General features: G+C 59.9%; 25 protein-coding genes and 1 pseudogene. 14 read left to right on the top strand and 12 right to left on the bottom strand.

The annotated features are described in order from the left end of the window. Positions 1-14 precede the first annotated feature (14 nt). From znuB to zur, 3 genes are read right to left on the bottom strand one after another with little or no spacing between them, the layout of a single operon-like run. Positions 15-803 (bottom strand): zinc ABC transporter permease subunit ZnuB, encoded by a 789-nt coding sequence (gene znuB / locus AC1D2Q_RS03130; RefSeq protein WP_477812232.1) that lies wholly within the window; start codon positions 801-803, stop codon positions 15-17. Further along, a complete protein-coding gene (gene znuC / locus AC1D2Q_RS03135; RefSeq protein WP_477812233.1) occupies positions 796-1,581 on the bottom strand; it encodes a zinc ABC transporter ATP-binding protein ZnuC in 786 nt (261 codons plus the stop codon). The genes znuB and znuC overlap by 8 nt, the downstream gene beginning before the upstream one ends. Beyond that, positions 1,581-2,063, bottom strand: a complete 483-nt coding sequence (gene zur / locus AC1D2Q_RS03140) for a zinc uptake transcriptional repressor Zur (protein ID WP_026286509.1) — start codon at positions 2,061-2,063, stop codon at positions 1,581-1,583. The genes znuC and zur overlap by 1 nt, the downstream gene beginning before the upstream one ends. A 66-nt stretch (positions 2,064-2,129) precedes the next feature. Here zur and AC1D2Q_RS03145 point away from each other — a divergent pair, with 66 nt between their 5' ends. Next, positions 2,130-3,050 carry a zinc ABC transporter substrate-binding protein gene (locus AC1D2Q_RS03145; protein WP_477812234.1) on the top strand — a complete coding sequence of 307 codons (921 nt, stop codon included), beginning with the start codon at positions 2,130-2,132 and terminating at the stop codon, positions 3,048-3,050. An 83-nt stretch (positions 3,051-3,133) separates the two neighbouring features. On the opposite strand, the gene AC1D2Q_RS03150 is transcribed toward AC1D2Q_RS03145, so the two are convergent. Together AC1D2Q_RS03150 and AC1D2Q_RS03155 are read right to left on the bottom strand one after the other, a co-directional pair. Further along, on the bottom strand, positions 3,134-4,084 hold the full coding sequence (locus AC1D2Q_RS03150) for a homoserine kinase (protein WP_018927273.1): 951 nt from the start codon (positions 4,082-4,084) through the stop codon (positions 3,134-3,136). 58 nt (positions 4,085-4,142) lie between these two features. Continuing rightward, positions 4,143-4,433, bottom strand: coding sequence for a DUF2782 domain-containing protein (locus AC1D2Q_RS03155; protein ID WP_111453131.1), 291 nt, complete (start codon positions 4,431-4,433; stop codon positions 4,143-4,145). A gap of 74 nt (positions 4,434-4,507) precedes the next feature. On the opposite strand from AC1D2Q_RS03155, the gene polA reads away from it, so the two are divergent. Continuing rightward, the gene (gene polA / locus AC1D2Q_RS03160) at positions 4,508-7,276 is read left to right on the top strand and encodes a DNA polymerase I (protein ID WP_477812235.1); all 2,769 of its coding nucleotides are present in this window, start codon (positions 4,508-4,510) and stop codon (positions 7,274-7,276) included. A 298-nt stretch (positions 7,277-7,574) separates the two neighbouring features. Here the strand turns inward: polA and yihA are convergent, their stop codons facing one another. Next, on the bottom strand, positions 7,575-8,216 hold the full coding sequence (gene yihA / locus AC1D2Q_RS03165; protein WP_007940707.1) for a ribosome biogenesis GTP-binding protein YihA/YsxC: 642 nt from the start codon (positions 8,214-8,216) through the stop codon (positions 7,575-7,577). 191 nt (positions 8,217-8,407) lie between these two features. On the opposite strand from yihA, the gene AC1D2Q_RS03170 reads away from it, so the two are divergent. The 7 genes from AC1D2Q_RS03170 to AC1D2Q_RS03200 all read left to right on the top strand — a co-directional run bounded on the left by AC1D2Q_RS03170 (position 8,408) and on the right by AC1D2Q_RS03200 (position 15,684). Further along, complete coding sequence (locus tag AC1D2Q_RS03170; protein ID WP_003196231.1) at positions 8,408-8,698, top strand: c-type cytochrome; 291 nt, start codon at positions 8,408-8,410, stop codon at positions 8,696-8,698. A gap of 46 nt (positions 8,699-8,744) precedes the next feature. Continuing rightward, positions 8,745-9,356, top strand: coding sequence for a c-type cytochrome (locus AC1D2Q_RS03175; RefSeq protein WP_007940706.1), 612 nt, complete (start codon positions 8,745-8,747; stop codon positions 9,354-9,356). 198 nt (positions 9,357-9,554) lie between these two features. After that, on the top strand, positions 9,555-10,196 hold the full coding sequence (locus AC1D2Q_RS03180) for a thiol:disulfide interchange protein DsbA/DsbL (RefSeq protein WP_477812236.1): 642 nt from the start codon (positions 9,555-9,557) through the stop codon (positions 10,194-10,196). A 14-nt stretch (positions 10,197-10,210) separates the two neighbouring features. Continuing rightward, entirely contained in the window at positions 10,211-11,071 is an 861-nt protein-coding gene (locus AC1D2Q_RS03185; protein ID WP_477812237.1) for an endonuclease/exonuclease/phosphatase family protein, read from the top strand. Continuing rightward, the gene (locus AC1D2Q_RS03190) at positions 11,072-13,111 is read left to right on the top strand and encodes a GGDEF domain-containing protein (protein ID WP_477812238.1); all 2,040 of its coding nucleotides are present in this window, start codon (positions 11,072-11,074) and stop codon (positions 13,109-13,111) included. It abuts the gene before it with no gap. 103 nt (positions 13,112-13,214) lie between these two features. Further along, positions 13,215-13,994 (top strand): N-acetylmuramoyl-L-alanine amidase, encoded by a 780-nt coding sequence (locus AC1D2Q_RS03195; protein WP_477812239.1) that lies wholly within the window; start codon positions 13,215-13,217, stop codon positions 13,992-13,994. A 73-nt stretch (positions 13,995-14,067) separates the two neighbouring features. Next, positions 14,068-15,684, top strand: coding sequence for an EAL domain-containing protein (locus tag AC1D2Q_RS03200; protein WP_477812240.1), 1,617 nt, complete (start codon positions 14,068-14,070; stop codon positions 15,682-15,684). Between the two features lie 12 nt (positions 15,685-15,696). Here AC1D2Q_RS03200 and AC1D2Q_RS03205 read toward each other — a convergent pair whose 3' ends face one another. Both AC1D2Q_RS03205 and algB read right to left on the bottom strand, forming a co-directional pair. After that, the gene (locus tag AC1D2Q_RS03205) at positions 15,697-17,487 is read right to left on the bottom strand and encodes an ATP-binding protein (protein ID WP_477812241.1); all 1,791 of its coding nucleotides are present in this window, start codon (positions 17,485-17,487) and stop codon (positions 15,697-15,699) included. Positions 17,488-17,497: 10 nt separating this feature from the next. Next, positions 17,498-18,844: a sigma-54-dependent response regulator transcription factor AlgB gene (gene algB, locus AC1D2Q_RS03210; protein WP_477812242.1), complete on the bottom strand. Its 1,347-nt coding sequence runs from the start codon at positions 18,842-18,844 to the stop codon at positions 17,498-17,500. Positions 18,845-19,283: 439 nt separating this feature from the next. On the opposite strand from algB, the gene AC1D2Q_RS03215 reads away from it, so the two are divergent. From AC1D2Q_RS03215 to AC1D2Q_RS03235, 5 genes and pseudogenes are all read left to right on the top strand, one after another. After that, entirely contained in the window at positions 19,284-19,571 is a 288-nt protein-coding gene (locus AC1D2Q_RS03215) for a hypothetical protein (protein ID WP_477812243.1), read from the top strand. An 81-nt stretch (positions 19,572-19,652) separates the two neighbouring features. After that, positions 19,653-19,817: a DUF1328 domain-containing protein gene (locus AC1D2Q_RS03220; protein WP_003177151.1), complete on the top strand. Its 165-nt coding sequence runs from the start codon at positions 19,653-19,655 to the stop codon at positions 19,815-19,817. A 66-nt stretch (positions 19,818-19,883) separates the two neighbouring features. Then, positions 19,884-19,987, top strand: a pseudogene (locus AC1D2Q_RS03225) (Ivy family c-type lysozyme inhibitor); the annotation flags it as partial. Positions 19,988-20,670: 683 nt separating this feature from the next. Further along, complete coding sequence (gene gltP / locus AC1D2Q_RS03230) at positions 20,671-22,002, top strand: glutamate/aspartate:proton symporter GltP (protein WP_477812244.1); 1,332 nt, start codon at positions 20,671-20,673, stop codon at positions 22,000-22,002. 104 nt (positions 22,003-22,106) lie between these two features. After that, on the top strand, positions 22,107-23,336 hold the full coding sequence (locus tag AC1D2Q_RS03235; RefSeq protein ID WP_111453126.1) for a nucleoside recognition domain-containing protein: 1,230 nt from the start codon (positions 22,107-22,109) through the stop codon (positions 23,334-23,336). Positions 23,337-23,390: 54 nt separating this feature from the next. On the opposite strand, the gene AC1D2Q_RS03240 is transcribed toward AC1D2Q_RS03235, so the two are convergent. The 4 genes from AC1D2Q_RS03240 to AC1D2Q_RS03255 are packed head-to-tail and all read right to left on the bottom strand — an operon-like array spanning position 23,391 to position 26,902. After that, positions 23,391-24,017, bottom strand: a complete 627-nt coding sequence (locus tag AC1D2Q_RS03240; protein ID WP_305410676.1) for an ABC-type transport auxiliary lipoprotein family protein — start codon at positions 24,015-24,017, stop codon at positions 23,391-23,393. Next, on the bottom strand, positions 24,014-24,952 hold the full coding sequence (locus AC1D2Q_RS03245; RefSeq protein ID WP_305410675.1) for an MlaD family protein: 939 nt from the start codon (positions 24,950-24,952) through the stop codon (positions 24,014-24,016). The genes AC1D2Q_RS03240 and AC1D2Q_RS03245 overlap by 4 nt, the downstream gene beginning before the upstream one ends. Position 24,953: 1 nt before the next feature. Further along, on the bottom strand, positions 24,954-25,757 hold the full coding sequence (locus tag AC1D2Q_RS03250; RefSeq protein WP_018927288.1) for an ABC transporter ATP-binding protein: 804 nt from the start codon (positions 25,755-25,757) through the stop codon (positions 24,954-24,956). Next, a complete protein-coding gene (locus AC1D2Q_RS03255) occupies positions 25,754-26,902 on the bottom strand; it encodes an MlaE family ABC transporter permease (RefSeq protein WP_305410674.1) in 1,149 nt (382 codons plus the stop codon). The genes AC1D2Q_RS03250 and AC1D2Q_RS03255 overlap by 4 nt, the downstream gene beginning before the upstream one ends. Positions 26,903-26,940: the final 38 nt, after the last annotated feature.

Below are 26,940 nucleotides of genomic sequence, written 5' to 3' on the forward strand. Positions count from 1 at the left end.
AAAAACGAGCAAGTCTACACCCCTCGACGGGGCAGGACAAAACTCAGCAGAAACAACGCGGCGGCCGCCACCACAATCGACGGGCCAGCCGGGGTGTCCTTGAACCAGGACAACGCCAGTCCGCCACACACCGCGAGCATGCCCAGCAGGCTCGCGCCCAGTGCCATCTGCTCCGGCGAGCGGGCGTGACGTTGTGCCGCAGCCGCCGGAATAATCAGTAACGAAGTAATCAGCAACACGCCGACGATTTTCATCGCCACCGCGATCACCACGGCGATCAGCAACATCAGGACCAGACGCAACGCCGCCACCGGCAAACCTTCCACCCTGGCCAGTTCTTCATGCACGGTGATCGCCAGCAAGGGTCGCCACAGCGTGACAAGCAACACCAGCACCGCCGTGCTGCCGCCGAGGATCCACGCCAGATCGGTCGGGCTGATCGCCAGCAGGTCGCCGAACAGATAGGCCATCAGGTCGATCCGCACTTCATGCATGAAGCTTAGTACCACCAGGCCCAGGGAGAGCGTGCTCGGTGCGAGAATTCCCAACAGCGTGTCAGACGCCAATGGCTGCCGCTGTTGCAGCGTCACCAGCAACACCGCCAGCAACAGGCAGCCGACGGTGACAGCCACGGTCGGGCTGACATCCAGCAGAAAGCCCAGCGCCACACCCAGCAGCGCGGCGTGGGACAGGGTGTCGCCAAAATAAGCCATGCGCCGCCAGACCACGAACGAACCCAGCGGGCCCGCGACCAACGCCAGGGCCAGACCTGCAAGCAGGGCGAAGAGCAGAAAATCAGCCATGCTTGCAGCTATCTCCATGAACGTGGGTATGGGCCGACGGAGTCGCAATGACCACCGAGCCATGCAGGTCGTGAGCGTGGTCGTGATGGTGGTGATAAATCGCCAGACTTTGTGCGTTCTTTCCGAACAGTTCGACGAACGCGGGATCGCCGCTGACCTGCTCGGGATGCCCGGAGCAGCAGACATGGCGATTCAGGCACACCACCTGGTCGGTGGTGCTCATCACCAGATGCAAATCGTGAGAGACCATCAATACGCCACAGCCATGACGGTCGCGCAGGCGTGTGATCAAGCTATAGAGCTCGGCTTGACCGGCCACATCGACGCCTTGTACCGGCTCATCGAGCACCAGCAACTCCGGCTCGCGCAGCAATGCCCGGGCCAACAGTACTCGCTGCATTTCGCCACCGGAAACGCTTTGCACCGGGCTATCGATTACCTGCTCGGCGCCGACTTCCTTGAGGGCGGCCAAGGCCCGAGCGCGGTCCACGCCAGGGACCAGACGCAAGAAACGAAGCACCGATAGCGGCAGGGTCGGATCGACATGGAGTTTCTGCGGCATGTAACCGACGCGCAATTTCGGCTTGCGCCAGACGCTGCCGCTGTCCGGCTTCAACAGACCGAGCACCGCGCGCACCAGCGTGGTTTTGCCGGCGCCATTAGGGCCGATCAGGGTGACGATCTGCCCCGGCTCGACGCTAAGTTCGATGTTATCCAGCACGTTTTGCCCGGCAAAAGTGACGGCCACCTGCTTAAGACGGATCAGCGCATTGCTCATTAAGCCCCCTGGCAACCCGAGCAGAGACCGATGACTTCAACGGTCTGGGCCTCGACGATAAATCCGACGTCCCTGGCGCTGCCGACGATCGCGTCGCTGATGGACTTCTGTTCAAGCTCGATGGCGGCGTGGCATTGACGGCAAATCAGAAACTGGCCTTGGTGAGCGTGTTCCGGGTGATTGCAGCCGACGAAGGCGTTCAGCGAGGAGATGCGGTGTACCAGGCCGTTTTCCAGCAGAAAATCCAGCGCACGATACACGGTCGGCGGCGCAGCTCGGCGGCCGTCCTGCTCGCTGAGCACCGCCAGAATGTCGTAGGCGCCCAGCGGTTTATGGCTTTGCCAGACCAGTTCCAGCACCCGCCGGCGCAAAGCGGTCAGGCGTAGCCCCTGACGTGCGCACAAGGCATCGGCCTCAGACAATGCGCTATGGACGCAATGAGAGTGGTCGTGGGGACGACTGGCAATCGGTGTTTTAGGCATGAGCGGCGACGAGTGTTGTGAGAGACGTTATTATGTTACCCGTTCTCGCCTCTTCGAGTGGTCATCGTGTCCCGACTTTTTTCTATCTTTGTCGCGTTTGTCGCAAGTTTTCTGCTGATCGGTTCAGCCCAAGCCGAAGTCAAAGTCCTTACCAGCATCAAGCCGCTGCAGCTGATTGCTGCTGCGGTGCAGGAGGGTGTGGCGATTCCGGAAGTGTTGCTGCCGCCCGGGGCTTCACCGCATAACTATGCTTTGCGCCCATCCGACGTACGGAAGGTGCAGTCGGTGGACCTGGTTTACTGGATCGGTCCGGACATGGAAGGTTTCCTGCCTCGCGTACTGAAAGGTCGTACGCTGCCCAGCGTCGCGGTGCAGGATTTGCCTGGTCTGAAACTGCGACGTTTCGCCGAAGACAGCCACTCCCACGCCGAAGAAGCCGATGAGCATGACCACGATCATCGCCCCGGCAGCCTCGATGCGCACTTGTGGTTGTCGCCGATCAACGCCCGAGTGATCGCCAGCAAAATGGCTACCGATCTGAGTGCAGCCGATCCGGCTAACGCGGCGCGCTATCAGAGCAACCTCAAAGCCTTCGATGAGCGCCTGGATGCCCTGGACCTGCGCCTGAAGGCTCGCCTGGCAGGGATCGCGAACAAGCCTTACTTCGTGTTCCACGAAGCCTTCGACTACTTTGAAGACGCCTACGGCCTCAAACACGCCGGTGTGTTCAGTGTCGCCGCCGAAGTGCAGCCCGGTGCCCAGCACGTCGCGGCGATGCGCACGCGGTTGCAGGAAGTCGGCAAAACTTGCGTGTTCAGCGAACCGCCGCTGCGCCCGCGCCTGGCAGAAACCCTGGTGGCCGGGCTGCCGGTGAAACTGGCGGAGCTGGATGCGCTGGGCGGGTACACGCCAGCGACCGCCCAGGGGTATGAGCAGGTGCTGGAAAAGTTGGGGAATGATTTGGCGAGGTGTCTGGAGTCGCTGTAACGCCCTAAAAGATCGCAGCCTTTGGCAGCTCCTACAGGGTTTTGTGTACCTCTGTAGGTGCTGGAGGCTGCGATCTTTTGACTTTAAAGGGCGAAAGGCAGCGGCGTGTCGACCTTCTGCCGCTGCGCCAAGCGCAGTTGAAACTCCATCGGATCGTGAATCAACACGTCCTGCCCGGCGAAAGACTCCGCGGCAATCAACCGCGACAACCAGAACCGCACGCACGCCACGCGCAGCATGGTCGGCCACAGCTCAGCTTCGGCAGCGGTGAACGGTCGCAGCGCGGCATAAGCACCCAGCAACGCCCGCGCCCGAGCCCCGTCGAGCTGCCCTTGCTCATCCGAGCACCAGTCGTTCAAGGCAATCGCCACGTCATAGAGCATCGGCCCTGAACAAGCGTTGTAGAAGTCGATCAACCCGGTCAGGTGCGTGCCTTCGAACATCGCGTTGTCGCGGAACAGATCCGCATGGATGTTGGCCCGCGGCAGCGCCAGAATTTTCGTCTTTTGCTGGGTGATTTCTTCCAGGGCCCGTTGCAGCAAATCGCTTTGTTCGGCGTTCAGGTGCGAGAGAAACTGCGTGCCCTCTTCCAGCATCCAGTCCAGGCCGCGATCGGTTTTGCGCTTGATCATGTTGGCCTGGGTCGCCAGGTGCAGGTGAGCCAGCAGCTCGCCGACCTGAGCGCAATGCTGCGCGTTGGCGTCCTTGATGTGCTTGCCCGCCAGACGTGGCTGCAACAGCGCAGGTTTACCGGCCAGCTCGCGCAATGCAACGCCGTCGGTGGTGCGCAGGGCATAAGGCACAGGCAGGTTGGCGTCGTGCAGCACGTCGAGCAGTTCGATGAAGAACGGCATCTCCTGCACCGGACCGCGCTCGACCAGGGTCAGGACAAACTCGCCCTGCTCCAGGCTGATAAAGAAATTGGTGTTTTCGCTACCGGCGGCGATCCCCTGGAAATCAAGCAGGCGGCCGAGCCCGTAAGGGGCGAGAAAGGTTTCCAGCTCGGGCCGAGCCAGGGGGGTGAACACAGACATGGTTAAAACTGCCAGTACGGGCGCCGCGGTTGAGCCAGCGCCGATTGAAATTAAGAAACTACTTCCACTCAAAGATTTTCCACGAGGGAATCAGCATATCCGGCTGATCCGAGCGGATATAGTTTGCATCCGTTCCGTCCGCACGTATCAGAAAATACGGTTTTCCGACCTTCGGGGTGACCTTGATCGCGTACACGAAGCCGTTCTGGCGGTACTCCTGAATGGTTTTATCGCCTTCCGTGCGGATCGTTACTTCCGGGTCCGCCGAGGGCTTGTCATCCGCCGCCATGACAGCCAATGGAGTGATTGCAAAGAAGCCAGCCAGCAACAAGCGATTTAGTGTGCGCATGATAACCTTGTCCCTTTGTCGTCAACGGTCCCGCTATTCTAGCGCCGGACCCGCCGAAAAGGTTGATCCTGCTCATGAGCCAAGCCCCCCTCGTCCTGGTGGACGGTTCTTCTTACCTGTACCGCGCTTTTCATGCGCTGCCACCGCTGACCACGTCCAAAGGCCTGCCGACCGGTGCGGTCAAGGGCGTGTTGAACATGCTCAAGAGTCTGCGCAAGCAGTACCCGGACAGCCCGTTCGCCGTAGTGTTCGACGCCAAGGGCGGGACGTTCCGCGACGCGATGTTCGCCGAGTACAAGGCCAACCGCCCAAGCATGCCTGACGATATGCGGGTTCAGATCGAGCCGCTGCACGCCAGCGTCAAGGCCTTGGGCTTTCCATTGCTGTGCGTGGACAACGTCGAAGCGGACGATGTGATCGGCACCCTGGCCCGCAGCAGCGCGGCCGCCGACCGTCCGGTGATTATCTCCACGGGCGACAAGGACATGGCGCAGTTGGTCGACGGGCACATTACCTTGGTCAATACGATGACCGGTAGCACGCTGGACGTTGAGGGCGTGAAGGAGAAATTCGGCGTCGCTCCCGAGCAGATCATCGATTATCTGGCGCTGATGGGCGATTCGTCCGACAACATTCCAGGCGTTCCGGGTATTGGCCCGAAAACCGCGTCCGGCCTGCTGGTCGGTGTGAACGGCGGCCTGACCGAGCTCTATGCGCAGCTCGATATCGTTCCGACCCTGCCGATCCGCGGCGCCAAAACCCTGCCGGCCAAGCTCGAAGAGCATAAGGAAATGGCGTTCCTCTCCTATCAACTGGCAACTATCAAGATCGATGTACCGCTGGACTTCGGCCTCGACGACCTGCATATGGGGCCACCGGATCACGACAAACTCGCCGAACTGTATTCCCTGCTTGAGTTCAAGAGCTGGTTTGAAGAGAACCAGCGCGATGCCAAGCGCTCGGGTCAGGACATCGTCGAAGTCGTCCAGGAGCAGCAGGGTGCCGCCGAAGCGAAATACGAAACCATCCTTGACCAGAAGCGCTTCGAGGCCTGGCTGGACAAACTCGACAAGGCGCCGCTGATCGCCTTCGTCACCGAAACCAACGGCAGCGATGCCCAACACGCGCAACTGGTAGGCCTGTCGTTCTCTGTCGCGGCCAACGAAGCAGCCTACATTCCGCTGACCCATTCCTACATGGGCGTACCGGAACAACTGGATCGCGACACCGTACTGCTGGCGTTGAAACCGCTGCTGGAAAACCCGAATAAACTGAAAGTCGGCCAACATGCGAAGTTCGACACCAATATCCTCGCCAATTGCGCCATCGGTGGCGATCAGAACAACGGGATTACTGTTCAGGGTATTGCCTACGACACCATGCTCGAGTCTTACGTACTGGATTCGACGGCCACCCGCCACGACATGGACAGCCTGGCTCTCAAGTATCTGGGCCAAAGCAAGACCGACATCCAGGAGATCGCGGGCAAAGGCGTCAAACAGCTGACCTTCGACCAGATTTCCCTTGAGCTGGCAGGCCCCTATGCCGCCGAAGACGCCGATGTCACCTTCCGCCTGCATCTGGTATTGCAGGAAAAACTGGCCGCGACGCCAAGCCTAGTCAACGTGCTCAACGACATTGAAATGCCGCTGATGCCGGTCCTGGCCCGTATCGAGCGCCAGGGCGCGCTCGTGGACGCCAACCTGCTCGGTATCCAGAGCGTCGAGCTGGGCGAGAAACTGATCGCCCTCGAGCGTGAGGCCTTTGCCATTGCCGGGGAAGAATTCAACCTCGGCTCGCCGAAGCAACTGGGCGTGATCCTCTATGAAAAGCTCGGTTTGCCCGTACTCAGCAAAACCGCCAAGGGTCAGGCTTCGACTGCCGAAGCCGTGCTGGCCGAGTTGGCCGAACAGGACTACCCGCTGCCCAAGGTGCTGATGCAATACCGCTCGCTGAGCAAGCTCAAAAGCACCTACACCGACCGTTTGCCAGAGCAGATCAACGCACGTACCGGGCGCATTCATACGTCTTACCAGCAAGCTGTCGCAGCCACCGGGCGTTTGTCGTCCATCGACCCGAACCTGCAGAACATTCCGATTCGCACCGCCGAAGGTCGCCGGATTCGTCAGGCGTTCGTCGCGCCGAAAGGCTACAAACTGCTGGCCGCGGATTACTCGCAAATCGAACTGCGGATCATGGCGCACCTGGCCAAGGACGAAGGCTTGCTGCACGCCTTCCGCAACAACCTCGATGTCCACCGGGCCACGGCCGCAGAAGTGTTCGGCGTCGAGCTGGATGCGGTCACCAACGATCAGCGTCGAAGTGCGAAAGCCATCAACTTCGGCTTGATCTACGGCATGAGCGCGTTTGGCCTGGCCAAGCAGATCGGCGTTGACCGCAAACAGTCCCAGGCCTACATCGACCGTTATTTCGCCCGTTATCCCGGCGTGCTGCAGTACATGGAGCGCACGCGCGCCCAGGCCGCCGAGCAAGGCTTCGTCGAAACCATCTTTGGTCGTCGCCTGTACTTGCCGGAAATCAACGCGAAAAACCAGGCCCTGCGCAAAGCTGCCGAGCGCACGGCGATCAACGCCCCGATGCAAGGCACCGCGGCGGACATCATCAAGAAAGCCATGGTGGCGGTGGACAACTGGCTGGCATCGTCAGGCCTGGACGCCAAAGTCATCCTGCAGGTACACGATGAATTGGTGCTCGAGGTGCGTGAGGACCTGGTCGACCAGGTACGCGAGGAGATTCGCGTGTACATGAGCAACGCCGCACAACTGGACGTACCGCTTCTGGTCGAGGTGGGCGTAGGCAACAACTGGGATGAGGCGCACTGAGCCACCTGAAAAGACGTTTGTGCTGCGGCCTGGCGCCGCAGCACATGACGAAGGGCTATAGAGCGAAAAACGACAGTGATTATTTCCAATGGTTTTTGAAAATAGTCTGAACTAAATCCGTGAACCGCCACTCAGAGATACTGAATGGCTGGTGAAGCCCTTCGATGCTCCTATGTTGTGTTAAGTGTTGGCAGATATCTGGACCCCGCCCTAGCGGTCCGGAACTTGGACCCCGGAACTTCTCCCTCCCCATATGAAGTCCGGGGTTTTTTTTGCCTGCCGATTGGTCTCGAGAGACTTACTCGGCAGCCTCGGCGCCCTTGTCCGCCAACTCCATCCAGTCCGCCAGTACGGTGTAGGCTTCTTCCAGTCCCATGCGCTTGGGGGCCGAAAACAGCTGGATAGTGATCGTATCGCCCCATCCCTTGCGGATTTCCGATTGAACCTTGAGCAGCGTGTTTTTCGCCGCGCCGTAGGTCAATTTGTCGGCCTTGGTCAGCAGGATATGCATCGGCATGCCGCTGGCGACGGCCCAATCGAGCATCAGCAGGTCGAAGTCGGTCATTGGATGACGGATGTCCATCATCAGAATCAAACCTTTCAAACTCTCACGGCCACCCAGATAGGCTTCCAGGTGACGCTGCCAGTGCATCTTCAACGGGATCGGCACTTTCGCATAACCGTAGCCAGGCAGGTCGACCAGACGGCGTTCATCGTCTAGCTTGAAGAAGTTCAACAGCTGTGTGCGACCCGGTGTTTTCGAGGTCCGCGCCAGGCTGGCGTGCGTCAGAGTATTCAACGCGCTGGACTTGCCGGCGTTGGAACGCCCGGCGAAGGCCACTTCAAAGCCTTCGTCGTCGGGACATTGGTCGACTTTGGCGGCGCTGAGCATAAAGGTGGACTGTTGGCACAGGCCGAGGATGGGATTCTTGAGTTGCATGGGATTTCCGATGTGGGCGGCGCCGGGGATGGACGCGGCAAGCAGTGTCGTTTCCGTTTCAGTGACGCCAGTATATAATGCCGCAGATTTTGTGTGCGCTTTGTCCCAGCGTAGGATGAAGTTCACGAGAGCGATTGACCTTGATTGCGCATTAGAACGCAGCACGCTCTCAACCCTGAAAAGGTCGTTTTATGACGAAATGGCTGCTAGCTGCCGGTGTCTTGATGCCGCTTTACAGCGCTCAGGCTACACAGGATCCGGAAGCTGTGTACAACCGTGTTTGTGGTGCCTGTCATTCCGGCCAACTACCCATGGCGCCCCGCAAGGGCGATCAGGAAGCTTGGACGCCGAGGTTGGCGAAAGGTATGGAGACGCTGGTGCAACACGTGACCCAGGGTTTCAAGGCGATGCCGCCGCGTGGTTTGTGCATGGACTGCAGTGCCGAGGATTACCGAGCCATCATCCAGTGGATGAGCGAGTAAACCCGGTCCATAACTCTTTAACCCTTAGCCGTAGTTGGATTAGCTGATGAACAAATTGATCGTGAGTCTGCTGTTGACCGTGGGGATCTCCGGTATTGCCCATGCTGCAGGTGATGCGACTGCTGGTCAGGCGAAAGCCGCAGTATGTGGCGCCTGTCATGGCCCGGATGGCAATAGCATGGCGCCTAACTTTCCGAAACTGGCAGGCCAGGGCGAGCGTTATCTGAACAAGCAGCTGCACGACATCAAGTCCGGCAAACGCACGGTACTGGAAATGACCGGCCTGCTGACCAATCTCAGCGATCAGGACCTGGCCGATATCTCCGCCTACTTTGCCAGCCAGAAAGGCAGCGTCGGTGCCGCCGACCCGAAAATCGTGGCTCGCGGTGAAGCACTGTTCCGTGGCGGTGACCTGGCCAAAGGGCTGCCAGCCTGCACCGGCTGCCACTCGCCCAATGGCGCAGGCAACGCAGCTGCCGGCTTCCCGCACCTGGGCGGCCAGCATGCTCAGTACGTCGGCAAGCAACTGACCGAATTCAGAAAAGAAGAAGGTGGCCGGACCAACGACGGCGACACCAAACCAATGCAAAGCATCGCTAAAAAGCTGAGCGACGAAGATATCGCCGCCGTCTCCAGCTATATTCAAGGCTTGCACTAAGGCCTGTGATCGAGCGTTGTGAGTGATGTACATCTCTTGCAACGTTAACTCTCGATTAATCCGTCGATGCAAACATAAAAAGGGTAGCTTTGGCTGCCCTTTTTTGTGGCCGCTGCCGTTACACTACAGAACTCAAGCCCGCCGGAATCTGTCTGAAAACAGGTCGCGCGAGGCGCCCAAATTGTCCAGGAGTAAAGCATGCGTAATCTGATCATCAGCGCCGCACTCGTCGCTGCCAGCCTGTTCGGCATGACTGCCCAAGCCGCCGAAAAACCTGAAGCGCCCTATGTCGAACTGAGCAACCCGGTCCCGGTGGCCGAGCCTGGCAAGATCGAAGTCGTGGAGCTGTTCTGGTACGGCTGCCCGCACTGCTATGCCTTCGAACCCGTCATCAACCCATGGGTTGAAAAGCTGCCTGCCGACGTGAATTTCGTACGTATCCCGGCCATGTTTGGCGGCCCTTGGGATGCCCACGGCCAGATGTTCCTGACGCTTGAGGCCATGGGTGTCGAGAGCAAGGTTCACGCTGCGGTGTTCAACGCAATCCAGAAAGAACACAAGAAACTGACCGACAAAGAAGACATGGCGGACTTCCTGGCGACCCAAGGGGTAGACAAGGACAAATTCCTGGCCACCTTCGACTCCTTCGCCATCAAAGGCCAGATCAACAAAGCCAAAGAGCTTGCCAAGAAATATGAAATCTCCGGCGTGCCTACCATGATCGTCAACGGCAAGTATCGCTTTGACATCGGCTCTGCCGGCGGTGCCGAACAAGCGCTGAAACTGGCCGACCAACTGGTCGCCAAAGAGCGCGCGGCAACCAAGGCCGTCGCCAACTAAGCGCGGCAACCGCCATGCGCCGCTGGGGAACTGAACGCATCGTTGGCCTGCACGACCCGCGAGTCAACGAGCATCACCTGGAATCGACGGGGTTGCCCGTGGACAGCCGTCTGCGTTTGCTCAGTTTCAATATCCAGGTCGGCATCAGTACCGAGCGTTATCGGCACTATCTGACCCGCGGCTGGCAGCATCTGTTGCCGCACACCGGGCGTGCCGACAACCTGCAAAAAATCGGCAATCTGCTGGGCGACTTCGATCTGGTCGCCTTGCAGGAAGCCGATGGCGGCAGCCTGCGATCGGGCTACGTCAATCAGGTCGAACACCTGGCGCAGCTCGGCGCCTTCCCTTATTGGTATCAACAACTCAATCGCAACCTCGGTCATCTCGGCCAGCACAGCAATGGCGTGCTCAGCCGCCTGCGCCCGTGGGCGATCGAAGATCATCCACTGCCGGGGCCCAAGGGTCGCGGGGCTATTCTGGTGCGCTTCGGCGAAGGTCCGGAGGCGCTCGTGGTGGTGATGATGCACCTGGCGCTGGGCGCTCGCGCCCGTAGCATGCAACTGGCTTACATCCGCGAGTTGATCGGCGGTTATAAGCACCTGGTGCTGATGGGCGATATGAATACCCATGCCGGTGACTTGCTGCAACATTCCCCGCTGCGTGATTTAGGCCTGCTCGCGCCGCAGATGGAAGCGACCTTTCCCAGCTGGCGCCCACAGCGCTGCCTGGACCACATTCTGCTGAGCCCCACCCTGACGCTTGAAAAGGTCGAGGTGCTGGCACAACCCATTTCCGATCACCTGCCGGTCGCGGTAGAGATTCGTCTGCCGGGCTCGCTCACGGCCGATGCATTCCCCGCGTTGAGTCCTGCCTGAATGAGCGACGAAGCACAGCGCTGGAAAGAGAAATACCTCAAAAGCATCGAACAACAGGAAAAGCTCGAACGTCGATGGGACGCCCGGCTCGACCTGCTGCGTCGCGGGCTGGTGCGCAGCACCCTGGCTGCCGAAGGTACCGATCGCGCCGTAGACCAATGCATGAAGGAAATGCGCGAAGTCGTACGCACAGACGACATGGACGCCGGCCTGGCAGCCTTGCTGCCGCGCCTGGAAAAAGCCGTGCTCGACTCCGAGCAGCGCCGGGAAACCCGGGTCGATCAAGTCAGCGCCGCACTGACGTCGCTGGTTTCTCAGTTGCAAGCATTGCCGCTGCCACGGGAAGTGAGCCGGCCACTGAAGAGCTTCGCCAAACAGCTGGACGGCCGCGTCGGCCAGGCTCGCGAAATCCCGTTGCTGCTCAGCGAACTGAGCGGCTTGCAAGGCAAGGCCTTGAGCCTGCTGGAGAACCCTGTAGAACCGGGTCGCCCGGGTTTGCTGCAGCGCCTGTTCGGTAGCCGGGATGCAGACGAGGCTGCGCCACAGATCGCCGCCCCCGAATTGCACATGCCTGCCCCGCAACCTGTCGAACCGGTTGCCGCACCACTGGCCGAGCACCCACACGCGACGGTCAATCTCGCGCCAACCGCCAACAAACCGCAAGCGGTAATGCCAACCGTTGAAGCTGCCCTGCCCGCCGCTGCGCCCGCTGAACCCGTGGACACTCCGGCGCCGACAGCAACAACGGCAACCACAGCTGAAGTCGTGGCGTTCGTCCCGCCCGCCCTGGAGCCAGAGGCCACCAGCAGCCAGGCCCCAGAGCCACAAACCCAGCCGAACATCGAACAGCCGCAAGAGCCGGCGCCATCGGTCGCCGTACCGGCCACCCAGGCTCCGCCGGCAATCAACCCGGATGAGCTGATCCCGGAGGCCAGCGATCCGCAAACGCCAGAACACGACATTCTGTATGCCCTGCCAGATTCGCCGGAACCGTCCTACAGCTCTGTGGCCAAGCACATCGAAGACACCCTGCTGGGCCTTCTCGACGACCTGACGCTACCCGAGCGCCATCGACCGCAAGCCGAAGCGATGCGCAATCGTCTTCAAAACGGCTTGAATTGGTACGAACTGCTACCCATCCTCGATGATCTGGCAACATTAATGCTGGCCATTACCGACAGCGGCCAACACGAATTCGAAGCCTATCTGCAGCGACTGAACGAACGCCTCGAGTCATTCCAGAGCAACCTGCAAGCGGCCAGCGAAGGCCACGCCGACAACCGCTCTGCCGCGCGGGAGATGGACACGCAGATTCGCGAGCAAGTTGACGGCCTGCAAAGCAGCATGCATGAAGCGGCGGACCTCGATGACCTCAAGCACATGCTGGAAAACCATCTCGAAGGCCTGCTCGGCACCATGGACCAGCACCAGAAGCAACGCGACGAGCGTGAGCAGGAAGTCGCGGCTCGCCTGCAAAGCCTGGCTGAAAGGGTGGCCCACATGGAGCAGGAAGCGCTGGGCTACCGCGAGCATCTCGAAGAACAGCGCCAGAAGGCTTTGATCGATCCGTTGACCGGCCTGCCGAATCGAGCGGCCTGGAGCGAACGGCTGGACCACGAAATCAGTCAATGGCAACAACACGGCAACACCCTGTTGCTGGCGATGCTCGACCTCGACCATTTCAAACGCATCAACGACAACTACGGTCATCTGGCAGGCGACAAGGTGCTGAAAATCATCGCCAGTGTGCTGCGCAAGCGTCTGCGCGGGACGGACTTCATTGCCAGGTTTGGCGGTGAGGAATTTGTGCTATTGATGCCTGCCACGGCGCCGATGGTCGGCGCGAAACTGCTGGAAACCTTGCGCGCATCGATCGAAGCTTGCCCGTTCCACTTCAAGGGCGAGCGAGTCACTATCACCATTTCCATGGGGCTGACCGCCTTCAGATCGGGCGAACATAGTGACCTGGTGCTTAAAAGAGCCGATCAGGCGCTATATCGCGCGAAAAATACTGGCCGCAATCGGATTGAACTAGGCTGAAGGTTAATTGTTCCATTTTGTTTAGAAGGAGCGCTTTTGCGGTCGGCGCGCCAGGCAATACGTTACACTGTTGCATTATTGTCTCGCGTGTATTGCCTCCACCATGAAATGTCTTGCTCTTATTGCTTCGCTGCTTGTATTAGCCGGTTGCGCCGGCGGTCCCCGGATTGACACCAGCCACCCTTCGGCCAATCACGACAGCCGTATTCAGTTCGTGGTGATGCATTACACCTCCGCATCCCTGGAGGACTCGCTGCAATTGCTGACCCATGGCGAGGTCAGCAGCCATTACCTGATCGGCGACGACGAGCACGCCACCATCTATAAGCTGATGGATGAAAATCTTCGGGCCTGGCACGCCGGCGAGAGTCAATGGCAAGGCCGGACCTGGCTGAATTCCAGTTCCATTGGCATCGAAATCGTCAATCCGGGCTTCCAGGACACCCCGACCGGGCGCCTCTGGTATCCCTACAGCGAAGCCCAGGTTCAGTCGATGATCTTTCTGCTCAAGGACATTAGCAAGCGCCAGGGCATCAGCCCTCGCCATATCATCGGCCATAGCGACATTGCCCCCATGCGCAAGCTCGACCCTGGCCCGCTGTTCCCCTGGAAACGCCTGGCGGCCGAAGGCCTGGGAATCTGGCCGAACGAGCAGGCCGTGGCGCGTCAGCAAGCGCAGTTCGCCGTTCAGCTGCCAAGCATCAGCTGGTTTCAGGCACAACTTGCCCGCCTGGGCTACGCCACGCCACAAACCGGCGAACTGGATGTAGCGACACGCAATGTGCTGGCGGCTTTTCAGCTGCATTTTCGCCCGTCCCGTTTCGACGGCACGCCGGACGCGCAAACCGCGGCCCTTCTCCAGGTGTTGAACCAGACAAAATAATGACGCCCGCCCGACGGTCAGGGCTTTTCCCCAATCAGCAGCTATAACTCATTGGTAATTCTTCGGATATTCCATGATGACGGCTGCTCGAGAGAGGCTGCGTAGCTGGTTCTATCGCCCTTGGTTTCTGGCGATGCTGGCGGCTGCCTTGAGCGCGACGCTGCTGATGACCGGCAGTCTGTTCATTGCGATGCATCAGGTCGAAGACAACGAAAGCCAGGAGATGAACGCCCAAGGAGAGCGCTTCCTGGCCCGCCTGGAGCAGTTGTTCGGGCAACTGCGCGAAAGCCTCGACGACCTTGAAGCTCAACCGCTGCGGGGCTGCGATGATGAAATGATCGCCACATTGCAGCAGGTCAGCTTCAATTACCGCTTCGTTTACGAAGCCGCTTACATGGATGCTTCAGGAATCTGCTCCAACCGCCCCCGTCAGGAAGGGCTGTCGGTGATCCGGCCACCGGACATCGAGGGCCCCACCTACAGCTATTGGTTGAACACCACCACCGAACCCGATGAGAACCGTGCCGCACTGATGCTGGGGCGTGGCAATTTCCGGGTGGCTACGTCTCGCGGGCATTTGACCGACATGGTTGATCTGTCTCCGGGGAGCAGCCTGCTGGTGGTGCTCGACCACGACACCCGCGCGATTCCCGTGCTCGGTGCCGAGCAGGAGTGGCCCCCGACGCAACCCTGGCCCCCGAAAAGTCACGATGCACTGCAAGTCACCCCTACCCGCCTGATTTACCGAATGCCGACCAACACTCCCGAATACCAACTGGTGCTGATCACCCCGCGTACCGGGATGCATGTGCCGGCCGTTTGGTGGTGGCTGCTTCCGGCCAGCCTCGCACTCAGTGCCTGCGTAGGCATTCTGGTGTTTCTGCTGGTGCGCCAGCGTCAATCACTGGATGCCGAACTGCACGGCGCGATACAGCGAGGCGAATTGCAGGTGTTGTATCAACCGATCTTCGACCTCGACAGTCGCAACTGTGTCGGGGCCGAAGCCTTGCTGCGCTGGCGAAGGCCGGATGGAACTCTGACCAGCCCCGATCTGTTCATACCGATGGCAGAGAACACCGGCCAGATCCGCCAGATGACTGACTTCGTATTGCAGCGCCTGCTGGAACAGCTCGGACAACTGTTGCGCGCCAATCCGCAGTTGTATATCTCGGTCAACCTGGCGGCCTGCGACGTCATGGTGCCGCGTATCGGTCAGGTGATCACGCGCCTGCTGGCCTTGCACCGCGTAGCCGCCAGACAGATTGCCTTTGAGGTGACCGAGCGCGGACTGGTGGATGTCGTAGTGGCCAGAGAAAACCTGCAAGCCTTGCGCGATGTCGGGCATCAGGTGCTGATCGATGACTTCGGTACCGGCTATTGCAGCCTCGCCTACCTGCAAACCCTACCGGTGGACTGCCTGAAAATCGACAAGGCGTTTATCGACGCACTGGGCCATGACGCCGCCAGCAGCGGTGTGGCACCGCACATCATTCGCATGGCCCAGGCCCTGCAACTCAAGGTGATTGCAGAAGGCATCGAATATGAAGCCCAGGCAGAGTTTCTGAGCAGCGAGGGGGTGAAGTTCGGTCAGGGCTGGCTGTTCGCGCACCCATTGAGCGCTGTGCAATTCATCGAATTGATTACCCGTGGCCGCCGACAGGCAACGCGGCGTCTGGATGACGAAGACTGAGAGGGTTCAGGCTTATACCGCCAGCGCCATGTAGAACTGCGAACCCTGTCCTGGCCGTGAATACACGCCCATCCGCCCGCCGTGCAACTGCACGATTTCCTTGCACAGCGCCAGACCGAGCCCGGCGCCACCCTTCTTGCGGCCGACCTGAACAAAAGGCTCGAATATCCTCCCTTGCTGGCTGTAGGCAATGCCTTCGCCGTTGTCTTCGACACTGATAATCACCCGCTCCCCATGACGTCGGGCCTGTAAACGAATCAGCCCATCGCGGGAGGTATGGCGCAAGGCGTTGTCGATCAGGTTATCGAGCACCCGCTCCAGTTGCGCCTGATCGGCCTGCAGCCTCGGCAACGTTCCCTGCACTTCCACCACCAGCTCAATGCCCTTCTCCTGCGCCGGGCCGGCAAAGCGTGCCTGGGCCTGCTCCAGCAAATCTTCGATGGAGCACGGCGCCAGGGTGAGTTTTTGCAGGCCGTTCTGATAGCGAGAGAAATTCAGCAGGTCGTTGATCAACTGCATCAAGCGCTGCATTTCTTCATTCACGGTGTTCAGCAAGTCGGCCTCACGGGAATCCTCGGCAAAATGCGCCCGCTCGCGGAACAGGCCGAACGCCATGTGCATCCCGGTGACCGGTGTGCGCAACTCATGGGAAGCACGCAAGACGAACTCGCTGCGCACCCGTTCGAAGGCACGCTGCTCGGTGACGTCATGCAACACCATCACGGCGCCGAGAATATGACCCTGGGTATGACTGACCGGCGTCAGGCTATACGTCAGCAATCGCGACTCCCCGTCAACCTCGATGCTCAGGTCGTCCGGCACTCGTTCCAGGGTGCCGCCGCGCAGCACCAGGTGCAGCTGTTCATCCAGTTCGGGACGCTCAAGTGCCGCGCCCAGCCCTTGGCCGAGACGATCAGTGTCCCAACCCAACTGGCGCTGAGCCACGGGGTTGAGGTGCTCAAGATGACCTTGGCGATCGATGATCAGCAAACCGTCGTCAATGCTGTCGAGCACCGCTTGCAAACGTTGCTGGCCAGCGAGCAGCTCGTCGATATTGGTCGCCTGGTGTTCACGCAGCGCCTCGGCCATGATGCCGAAACGCCGGGTCAGCTGGTTCATTTCCACCGCGGAGGAAATCGGCAGGGTCACTTCGAAATTACCCTGGCCAATGTTGTCAGCCGCCGCGGCCAGCGCCTCGATCGGGGCTCCGAAACGCTGGGCGATCCCATGGGCGGTAATGAACCCGATGAACAGCACCGCCACCCCGACCAGCCCAAGCAGTCCGGCGACCAGCAACGCCCGTTCCCGGGCCAGGCGTTCGGTCTCATTGATGTTATCGAGTGCGCGCCTCTGTTCGGAGATCAAACCGTTACGCAGTACGTTGAATTTTTCCGTGAGATCCCCGCTGCCACTGAGCACCTGTACCGGAGCCCGGGAAAGATCGAAGGTCTGCAATAGGCTCTGATAGTCTGCCTTGGCCTTTTTGAAACTGTATTGGACATCCTCGCTGGACGGCTCGTGAGCAATGCCTTCATCAAGCAATTCGAGGGAGTGCTGCCTGGATGCCTCGAACGCCGCGGGATCAGGCTTCTCGCCGAGCATGATGATCAATTGATCACCCAGGGTCTGACGTAGCTTCAATCCCAGGTCCAGCCTGATGAAGTTGTCACGGATCAGAGCCTCCTGAGTCCCTGCCATCTGCATCACGCTGACCAGCCCGAGCAACAGCCCGAGCAACGCCACCGTGATCAGGGCCGAGATACTCAGAAACAGCCGGGTACGCAACGTCATCGCCAGTTTCATCGGGTACGGCTCACAGGTTGTACTGCTTGCGTTTGCGATACAGGGTCGATGCGTCGATACCGAGTGTCTTGGCTGCCTGATCCAGGGTATCGGCCGTGGCAAGGACCGCGCCGATGTGAGCTTTTTCCAGCTCATCCAGGCTCAACGCGGCGCCAATGCGTGGCGTATTGTTGGTCGGAGCGTCGGCCATCCCCAAGTGGCTGATCTCGACCCGCTCCTGTGGACAAATAATGCTCGCCCGTTCCACCACGTTGCGCAGCTCGCGGATATTGCCGGGCCAGCGGTAACTGAGCAGCGCCTCGCGGGCCTCGTCGCTGAAACACCGGGCCGGACGCGAGTACTCCTTGACGAAACGCGCCAGGAAACGGTCAGCCAGGTTCAGAATGTCTTCCCTGCGTTCGCGAAGCGGCGGCAGGTGCAAGGTGATAACGTTCAGCCGATAAAGCAAATCTTCACGAAAACGACCGTCGCGGACCATGTCTTCAAGGTTGAGGTTGGTGGCCGCGAGGATTCGCACGTCGGCGCGACGGGTCACCGGGTCGCCTACGCGCTCGTATTCCTTGTCCTGGATGAAACGCAGCAACTTTGGCTGCAAGGTCAGGGGAAAATCGCCGATCTCGTCGAGAAACAACGTTCCGCCATCAGCCTGATTGACACGCCCCAAGGTGCTTTCGCTGGCACCGGTGAACGCGCCACGGCTGTGGCCGAAGAGTTCACTGTCCATTAATTCCGCCGTCAGGGACGGGCAGTTGATGGTGACGCAGGACTTCTTCTGGCGTTTGCTCCAGCCATGAATGGCCTGTGACAGCTCACCTTTACCGGTACCGGACTCACCGAGAATCAGAATGTTGGCGTCGGTACTGGCAACCTGGCGTGCGGTTTCAAGCACCACTTTCATCGCCGGGCTGTGGGAGTCCAGCCCCTCCTTGGGTTTACGCACTTCACCTTCGAGGGCTTCCAGGCGTGCCGAGAGTTGCCGCACTTCCAGCTGTTTGGCGGTGGCCAGACGTAACTGATCGGGGCTGCAAGGTTTGACCAGATAGTCGGCGGCACCGGCCTGAATTGCATCCACGGCAGTGTCCACGGCCGAGTGAGCGGTGACGATCACTACACGCATCCAGGGCGCCTGAATCCGCATCTGGGCCAGCACATCAAGGCCATTGTCTTCACCCAGGCGCAAATCGAGGAAGCACAGATCGAAAACCTGACGCTGCAACAAGGCTTCGGCCTGAGCAGCGCTGGTCGCGGTGGCCACGCTGTAGCCTTCGTCTTCGAGGCAATAGCGAAAGGTTCGAAGGATGGCGGACTCGTCGTCCACCAGCAGAATGCGGCCTTGATGCTCAGTGGCTGATTCCATGTCCTACGCTCCTTTAGTAGATGTTCTTGGTTAGTCCCGGAAAAATCGGGCAAGTTGCATGGTTGATTCTGGTCGATTCCAGCCACAACAGGGGATCTATCTGCTCAAAGTGCAGCTAGTGCACTGATTTATTTGAATTTTTATTTACAGACCATTCTTTCGGCGATTGCCTGCGTCCCTTTCTGACATCTGCGCCCTCCCCGCAATTCCAAAAATATTGAAAGTGCCTGCGAACTCATCGTGCATTACGCACGACTGCAAACGGATCATCGTGCAGGATGCGTCCAAAACGATTTCTACAAACACAATAACCTTTTGATTTTTATCGTATTTATTCTTTATTAAAGCTGGCATGCAGGCTGCAATGGCCTAGGTAATCAGGGCATTTAATGAACCAGCGCCCGCCAAAGATCACTGCCCGTATGGGAGGAACTTCAGGATGAGTCGCCAAAGTGCCGCCCAATTGCGTCTCTCGCCACTGCATGTCCAGCAAGGCTTGTTTGCCCTGTTGGGATTGTTGATCACCTTGATTGGCGGCCAGCAGTACATGCGTTGGGAGCAGAGCCAGCAGCCAGAGGCGCCGCACCTTTCGATTCCACATCCCCCCCAAACCCATTTCAGCGCCGTCAGCAGCAACCCGGCTGACAACGCCTCAATACGAATGATGGGTGTCGACCAGGCCCGGCCTGTGGACGAGATGCCCTCCCAGGAACGTTGGGTGTTTTAAGCAAACGAACTTGGCGCGCTCAACGCGCCGGGAAAGGCACCACAAGCAACATCCTTAAATAGAAGCGTAAGGAGAATCACCATGTTGAGCTGGGCAATCACATTCCTGATCATTGCCATCATCGCCGCAGTATTGGGCTTCGGTGGTATCGCGGGCACCGCCACGGGCATCGCCAAGATTCTCTTTGTCGTATTCCTGGTGATGTTCATTGCTTCCTTCTTCTTCGGCCGGCGCGGTCGAGGTTGATAGGTATGTTTCGGTTAAAGACATTGGCAGCCGCCCTGCTTCTGGGCGGCAGTGCCACGGCGACGGCAGTCGCCTATACGACATGCCGACTACCCCTGTCTCGGTAAACCGGATGAAGGCATGCAGAAGGTGTTGATAAACTGTTGAAGAAAGATCCATGCCGGTATTGAGTTCGAAACACGAAAGAGGCCTCACGCTTCTTTCCACTGCGCTACCCGAGGACGGTAGACGCATGACCATGGGGTCGGGACGTTCTGACTGTTTCAGGGTCGGAGTGACCTACGGGTACAGGGAGTAGCCGCGCAAGGGCCGGGTCAGGTAAAGCGGCTACGCAAGTTCGCCAGCCCAGGGCGGCTCGACGGACTTGCGGAGAGCTTCAACGTGCAAAACGTTGATCTAGAGCATTCTGCTCATATGTTCTTGCTGCATATTCCCCGCAAAAACGTTTCGCGGTGTTTCTTCGTGACCGTATATCGAGAAAGCTCTGACTTTCACGGGAAGAAAAATCGCAGTCGAACGTAGGACATCTCCTAAATTTTCATTGGTTCAAAAAAACATCAACCTGCGCTGAAATGGCCGGTTCACGGCACTTATGCCTGCCGAAATGTCGCATTCGAACCGGCTGGGACGCGGGTTTCGGTTAAAAGATCTCATGCCGATTTGGCATAGGGTAGGCGTTTACGGCATTAGACGGCGCTTCCCCGCATCGGAATAGTTGCGCCTTTTTCGCTGCCAGAGAGCTGTAAATGCTCGCTCGCAGGGACCTTATACGGGGGACGATGCAAAACTTCTGCGCCATCGAGCGTTGCAGTTCATGCATCGGCCTGAGTCAAACGCAAGTAAGGGTAAAGATATGAAGAAGGCAAAGCTTAGCCTCGCCTGGCAGATCCTCATCGGTCTGGTTCTGGGGATAGCAATAGGTGCACTGCTCAACCACTTCAGCGCTGAAAAGGCCTGGTGGATCAGCAACGTCCTGCAACCGGCAGGCGATATCTTTATCCGTCTGATCAAGATGATCGTGATTCCGATCGTAATCTCCTCGCTGGTCGTCGGCATTGCTGGCGTTGGGGACGCGAAAAAACTCGGGCGTATCGGTCTGAAGACCATCATTTACTTCGAGATCGTCACCACCATCGCCATTCTGGTCGGTCTGGTGCTGGCCAACGTGGTCCATCCGGGCAGCGGCATCGACATGAGCACCCTGGGTACCGTGGATATTTCCAAGTACCAGGCCACCGCCGCCGAGGTTCAGCATGAACACGCGTTCGTTCAGACCATCCTCAACCTGATCCCGTCAAACATCTTCGCAGCCATGACCCGCGGCGAGATGCTGCCGATCATCTTCTTCTCCGTATTGTTCGGTCTCGGTCTGTCGAGCCTGCAATCGGACCTGCGCGAACCGCTGGTGAAGATGTTCCAGGGCGTGTCGGAAAGCATGTTCAAAGTCACCCACATGATCATGAACTACGCCCCGATCGGCGTGTTCGCACTGATCGCGGTGACCGTGGCCAACTTCGGCTTCGCCTCCCTGCTGCCACTGGCCAAACTGGTCGTCCTGGTTTACTTCGCCGTCGCCTTCTTCGCCTTCGTGGTGCTGGGCCTGATCGCTCGCCTGTTCGGCTTCTCGGTGATCAAGCTGATGCGCATCTTCAAGGATGAGCTGGTCCTGGCCTACTCCACCGCCAGTTCCGAAACCGTGCTGCCGCGCGTGATCGAGAAGATGGAAGCCTACGGTGCGCCGAAAGCCATTTGCAGCTTCGTGGTACCGACCGGCTACTCGTTCAACCTCGACGGTTCCACCCTGTACCAGAGCATCGCGGCGATCTTCATTGCCCAGCTGTACGGCATCGACCTGTCGATCAGCCAGCAATTGCTGCTGGTGCTGACCCTGATGGTCACCTCCAAAGGCATCGCCGGCGTACCGGGTGTGTCCTTCGTGGTGTTGCTGGCCACTCTGGGCAGCGTCGGTATTCCGTTGGAAGGCCTGGCGTTCATCGCCGGTGTCGACCGCATCATGGACATGGCCCGTACCGCGCTGAACGTGATCGGCAACGCCTTGGCCGTGCTGGTCATCTCGCGTTGGGAAGGCATGTACGACGACGCCAAGGGCCAGCGCTACTGGAATTCCCTGCCACACTGGCGCAGCAAGGAAAAGCTGCCGTTGGGTGAAACCTCCAGCAACTAATGCCCGCTCCCACAAGAGCCCCCAACAAACCCCGGAGAAATCCGGGGTTTGTCGTTTCTGCCTACCCCGCTATCATTCGCCGCATCTTCCGGGGGATTTGACTGATGCTTAATGGCCTGTGGCTTGGCTTCTTCATCGTGGCAGCCGTATCGGCGCTGGCGCAGTGGCTGATCGGCGGTAACGCCGGGATCTTTGCGGCGATGGTGGAAAGTATTTTCGCCATGGCCAAATTGTCGGTCGAGGTCATGGTCCTGCTGTTCGGCACCCTCACCCTCTGGCTGGGCTTTCTGCGGATTGCCGAGAAGGCCGGGATCGTCGAGTGGCTGGCCAAGGCGCTGGGCCCGCTGTTCCTGCGCCTGATGCCGGAAGTGCCGGCCGGTCATCCCGCCATCGGCCTGATCACCCTGAACTTCGCCGCCAACGGCCTGGGCCTGGACAACGCCGCCACACCGATCGGCCTCAAAGCCATGAAGGCGCTGCAAGAGCTCAACCCCAGTGCGACGATCGCCAGCAACGCACAGATCCTCTTCCTGGTGCTCAACGCCTCCTCCCTGACCCTGCTGCCCGTGACGATCTTCATGTACCGCGCCCAACAAGGCGCGCCCGATCCGACGCTGGTGTTCCTGCCGATCCTGCTCGCCACCAGTTGCTCAACTATCGTCGGCTTCCTGACCGTAGCGTTCATGCAACGCCTGCGCATCTGGGACCCGGTGGTGCTGGCATACCTGATTCCCGGCGCCCTCGCCCTTGGCGGCTTCATGGCACTGCTGGCGACGCTCTCGGCGACCGCGCTGGCGAGCCTGTCATCGGTCCTCGGCAACGTGACGCTGTTCGGCTTGATCATGCTGTTTATGATCATCGGCGCATTACGCAAGGTGAAGGTTTACGAGGCATTCGTCGAAGGCGCCAAAGAAGGCTTCGACGTCGCCAAGAACCTGCTGCCGTATCTGGTGGCGATGCTCTGCGCCGTGGGTGTGCTGCGAGCATCCGGAGCGCTGGACTTCGGTCTGGACGGGATTCGTCACCTGGTGGCATGGGCCGGGTGGGACACACGCTTTGTCGATGCGCTGCCGACGGCCATGGTCAAACCGTTCTCCGGCAGTGCCGCCCGGGCAATGCTGATCGAAACCATGAAGACCGAGGGGGTGGACAGCTTCCCGGCGCTGGTGGCGGCGACAGTCCAGGGCAGTACCGAAACGACCTTCTATGTCTTGGCGGTGTATTTCGGCGCGGTGGGCATCCAGCGTGCACGGCATGCGGTGGGCTGTGCGCTGCTGGCGGAGCTTGGCGGGGTGCTGGGGGCCATCGGGGTTTGCTACTGGTTCTTCGGCTAAACGAAAACCCTGTGGGAGCGGGCAAGCCCACTCCCACAGGGTTCAGCGGTGGCTTCAGGGCCTCAGCGGCGGCACGACTTTCTGACCCTGCTCCACCGTCCAGGCCACCACCTGCGCCGTCAACTGGTCGCTGGCCTGGCCGAACCCGGCGACCACCGCCGGCACCTTCACATCGCTCAACGGCTGACGCACTTCAAAGCGCCGACTGGCGAGGATGCGCTGGTCATACCCACGCACCAGCAATGCATCCAGCCGCACGACCACGCTCGCCGTCGTGCCCTGGTATTCGGTCTGGAACGCCTGCAGGTTGCCGCCCAGCTCCAGGTCCGCCTGCAGATTGCTGTCATCGGTGCTGAGCAACGGCACCCGGCCGTCACGCTGGAAACCATCAAGCAGACGATTGCGCAGCAGCACCGGCGCCGGGTCGCTCCAGCGGGAAGCCTTGTAGCTGCTGATCAGGTCACCCTGAGGGATCACGGCGATCTTCGGGTTGTTCAAGGCTTCGCTGGTCTGCGGCTTGGCCAGGCGCAACGACCAGTGCAGCGCCGTGCTGTGATTGGCCGGTGCGCCGCTCTGGGCCGAGGGCAACCGGTAGACATCGGATGGCTCGGACTTGGGCAGAATCGAGCAGGCACTGGTCAGTGCAAAACCGGCAGCCAAGGCTAACGGGATCAGCTTCATGGCGTGAACTCCTTGTTCTTGTCACTGCCCAGCAGGTAGCCGCTGGGGTTGGCCTCAAGCCGCTGGGAAATGGTGCGCAACGAGCTCAAGGTGTCGCGCAACTCACGTACCGCCGGCGCCAGGCCATTGAGGCCCTGCATGCCGTTGTTGAGGGAATCCTGATTAGTGGTGAGCAATGAGTTGATGGTCGCGCTGCTCCGTTCCAGGGACTTCATGGCTTGCTCGGCACTGCCGAACATCTGCTTGCCCTGATCGTTGAGCAGGCTGTTGGCGTTGCGCATCAGCCCAGCGGTTTGTTCGAGTGTGGCGGAGGCCTGTTTACCGATCGACGCCAGTTGCTGCATGGCCTGGCCGATGTCGCCGCGCTGGTCGGCGATGGTGCCGGTGGTTTGCTCCAGATGCTCAAGGGTCTTGCTGATGCGCTCGACGTTTTCCGAAGAAAACATCTGATTGGCGTTCTGCATCAACACGTTCACACCGGTCATCAGATCATTACTGTCGTTCAGCAATCGGGCGATGGGCGAGGGCGATGCCACGATCGTCGGCAAGTTGCCGCCCTTGCCCTTGAGCGTCGGACTTTGCGGCGTGCCGCCGCTGAGCTGAATGATCGAGGTGCCGGTGATCCCGGTCAGCGCCAGTTTGGCCTGAGTGTCTTCCTTGATCGGGGTATCGCCGCCCAGGCGGATCCGCGCCAACACCCGGCGTGGATCGTTCGGGTCCAGGCGCAGCGTCACTACGTCGCCGACCTTGATCCCGCTGTACTGCACGGCGCTGCCCTTGGACAAACCGCTGACCGCCTCGTTGAAGACGATTTCGTAATCCTTGAATTCGGTGTCGACGCTGGACTTGGCCAGCCACAGACCGAAGAGCAGGGCGCCTGCCACCACTATGACGGTGAACAGGCCGATCAATACGTGATGGGCTCGGGTTTCCATGTCAGACCTCGTTGAGCTGGTTAGCGGCCGTCAGCGCCGCGCGGCCGCGAGGGCCATGGAAGTATTCGTGAATCCACGCGTCGTCGGTTTCCGAAACCTTGTCGATGGCATCCGCCACCAGTACTTTCTTTTGCGCCAGCACCGCCACCCGGTCGGTGATGGTGTAGAGCGTGTCGAGGTCGTGTGTGACCAGAAACACACTCAAACCCAATGCGTCGCGCAGGGTCAGGATTAACTGATCGAACGCCGCCGCGCCAATCGGATCGAGGCCGGCGGTGGGTTCGTCGAGAAACAGAATGTCCGGGTCCAGTGCCAGCGCCCGCGCCAGGGCGGCGCGTTTGATCATGCCGCCGGACAATGAAGCAGGGTACTTGTCGGCCGCCGACAACGGCAATCCGGCCAGCGCCAGTTTCACCGCCGCCAGGTGCTCGGCGTCGGTACGGCTCAGGCCGGCGTGTTCGATAAGGGGCAGGGCGACGTTCTCGGTCACTGTCAGCGAAGAGAACAGGGCGCCTTTCTGGAACAACACGCCGAAGCGCCGCTCGACCAGCGAACGCTCGTGCTCTGACAGGCTCGGCAAGTTCTTGCCGAAGACCTTCACCAGCCCTTCGCTGGGCTGGCGCAAGCCGACAATGCTGCGTAACAGCACCGACTTGCCGCTGCCGGAACCGCCGACCACCGCAAGAATTTCGCCTTTGTACAAATCCAGGTCGAGGTTCTCATGCACGCTCTGGCGGCCGAAGCGATTGCACAGCCCACGGACTTCGATCACCGCCTCGGAAGGCGCTCGGGGTAGACGACTCACCAGCCCATCTCCATGAAAAACAATGCGGCCACGGCGTCGAGAACGATCACCACGAAAATCGACTGCACCACACTCGACGTGGTGTGCGCGCCGACGGACTCGGCGCTGCCGCTGACCTTGAAGCCTTCAAGACAGCCGATGGCGGCGATCAGGAACGCAAAAATCGGCGCTTTGACGATCCCCACCAGGAAGTGCTGAACGCCGATGTCCGATTGCAGCAGCGACAGGAACATCGCCGGCGATATATCCAGCGACAGCGCACACACCACGCCACCGCCGACAATCCCCGACAACATCGCCAGGAAGGTCAGCATCGGCAGCGCCACCAGCAACGCCAATACCCGCGGCACCACCAGCAACTCCATCGGGTCGAGGCCGAGGGTGCGGATCGCGTCGATTTCTTCGTTGGCCTTCATCGAGCCGATCTGCGCGGTGAACGCACTGGCGGTGCGACCGGCCATCAGGATCGCGGTGAGCAACACGCCGAATTCCCGCAGAAAAGAGAACGCCACCAGATCCACGGTAAAAATGCTCGCGCCGAAGCTCGCCAGCACGGTCGCACCGAGAAACGCTACCACGGCGCCCACCATAAAGGTCAGCAGGGCGACGATGGGAGCCGCGTCGAGGCCAGTCTGCTCAATGTGCGCGACCATCGGCGTGAGGCGCCAGCGCTTGGGACAAAACAGCCCGCGCGCGATGGTTTGCAGGATCAGGCCGACAAAACCCAGCACCTGCAGGGTGTCCTGCCAGACCGCATCGACCGCGCGGCCGATACGGGTCAGCAGTTGAATGCCGATGCTGATTTCCGGCTCTTTGATCGGCACGCAGAAATCAGTCAGCGAGCAATACACCGTCTGCAGCAACGCGCGATCGGCGGAGGAAAGGGTGCAATCAGGGTGTTCGGCGGACTTGCCCAGACGCTCGGAACCCAGCAACTCCACCAACAGCGATGCACCCGCCGTGTCCAGGGCACCGAGGCCGTTGAGGTCGATGGGGGTGTTGTTGTCGTATTGGCCACGGAGCTTTTCGCTCAGGTGGTTGAGGTCGGCGTAATGGGCGAGCGTCCAGTCACCCGTGACCCGCAGCAGGGCAGGGATGTGCGAGGTATCCAGTCGGACACTGCCAGGCGTTGTGCTGCTGGTCATAAGCTCCTGCTTGTTCGGCAATTGCGCAGACCAGATTA

This window comes from Pseudomonas sp. P1_A1 (assembly GCF_056406935.1).

What these genes read in the sequence shown, in the direction of transcription:
- znuB (WP_477812232.1), bottom strand. Translation starts at nt 803, where the DNA reads ATGGCTGATTTTCTGCTCTTCGCCCTGCTTGCAGGTCTGGCCCTGGCG.
- znuC (WP_477812233.1), bottom strand. Translation starts at nt 1,581, where the DNA reads ATGAGCAATGCGCTGATCCGTCTTAAGCAGGTGGCCGTCACTTTTGCC.
- zur (WP_026286509.1), bottom strand. Translation starts at nt 2,063, where the DNA reads ATGCCTAAAACACCGATTGCCAGTCGTCCCCACGACCACTCTCATTGC.
- AC1D2Q_RS03150 (WP_018927273.1), bottom strand. Translation starts at nt 4,084, where the DNA reads ATGTCTGTGTTCACCCCCCTGGCTCGGCCCGAGCTGGAAACCTTTCTC.
- AC1D2Q_RS03155 (WP_111453131.1), bottom strand. Translation starts at nt 4,433, where the DNA reads ATGCGCACACTAAATCGCTTGTTGCTGGCTGGCTTCTTTGCAATCACT.
- polA (WP_477812235.1), top strand. Translation starts at nt 4,508, where the DNA reads ATGAGCCAAGCCCCCCTCGTCCTGGTGGACGGTTCTTCTTACCTGTAC.
- yihA (WP_007940707.1), bottom strand. Translation starts at nt 8,216, where the DNA reads ATGCAACTCAAGAATCCCATCCTCGGCCTGTGCCAACAGTCCACCTTT.
- AC1D2Q_RS03170 (WP_003196231.1), top strand. Translation starts at nt 8,408, where the DNA reads ATGACGAAATGGCTGCTAGCTGCCGGTGTCTTGATGCCGCTTTACAGC.
- AC1D2Q_RS03175 (WP_007940706.1), top strand. Translation starts at nt 8,745, where the DNA reads ATGAACAAATTGATCGTGAGTCTGCTGTTGACCGTGGGGATCTCCGGT.
- AC1D2Q_RS03180 (WP_477812236.1), top strand. Translation starts at nt 9,555, where the DNA reads ATGCGTAATCTGATCATCAGCGCCGCACTCGTCGCTGCCAGCCTGTTC.
- AC1D2Q_RS03185 (WP_477812237.1), top strand. Translation starts at nt 10,211, where the DNA reads ATGCGCCGCTGGGGAACTGAACGCATCGTTGGCCTGCACGACCCGCGA.
- AC1D2Q_RS03190 (WP_477812238.1), top strand. Translation starts at nt 11,072, where the DNA reads ATGAGCGACGAAGCACAGCGCTGGAAAGAGAAATACCTCAAAAGCATC.
- AC1D2Q_RS03195 (WP_477812239.1), top strand. Translation starts at nt 13,215, where the DNA reads ATGAAATGTCTTGCTCTTATTGCTTCGCTGCTTGTATTAGCCGGTTGC.
- AC1D2Q_RS03200 (WP_477812240.1), top strand. Translation starts at nt 14,068, where the DNA reads ATGATGACGGCTGCTCGAGAGAGGCTGCGTAGCTGGTTCTATCGCCCT.
- AC1D2Q_RS03205 (WP_477812241.1), bottom strand. Translation starts at nt 17,487, where the DNA reads ATGAAACTGGCGATGACGTTGCGTACCCGGCTGTTTCTGAGTATCTCG.
- algB (WP_477812242.1), bottom strand. Translation starts at nt 18,844, where the DNA reads ATGGAATCAGCCACTGAGCATCAAGGCCGCATTCTGCTGGTGGACGAC.
- AC1D2Q_RS03215 (WP_477812243.1), top strand. Translation starts at nt 19,284, where the DNA reads ATGAGTCGCCAAAGTGCCGCCCAATTGCGTCTCTCGCCACTGCATGTC.
- AC1D2Q_RS03220 (WP_003177151.1), top strand. Translation starts at nt 19,653, where the DNA reads ATGTTGAGCTGGGCAATCACATTCCTGATCATTGCCATCATCGCCGCA.
- gltP (WP_477812244.1), top strand. Translation starts at nt 20,671, where the DNA reads ATGAAGAAGGCAAAGCTTAGCCTCGCCTGGCAGATCCTCATCGGTCTG.
- AC1D2Q_RS03235 (WP_111453126.1), top strand. Translation starts at nt 22,107, where the DNA reads ATGCTTAATGGCCTGTGGCTTGGCTTCTTCATCGTGGCAGCCGTATCG.
- AC1D2Q_RS03240 (WP_305410676.1), bottom strand. Translation starts at nt 24,017, where the DNA reads ATGAAGCTGATCCCGTTAGCCTTGGCTGCCGGTTTTGCACTGACCAGT.
- AC1D2Q_RS03245 (WP_305410675.1), bottom strand. Translation starts at nt 24,952, where the DNA reads ATGGAAACCCGAGCCCATCACGTATTGATCGGCCTGTTCACCGTCATA.
- AC1D2Q_RS03255 (WP_305410674.1), bottom strand. Translation starts at nt 26,902, where the DNA reads ATGACCAGCAGCACAACGCCTGGCAGTGTCCGACTGGATACCTCGCAC.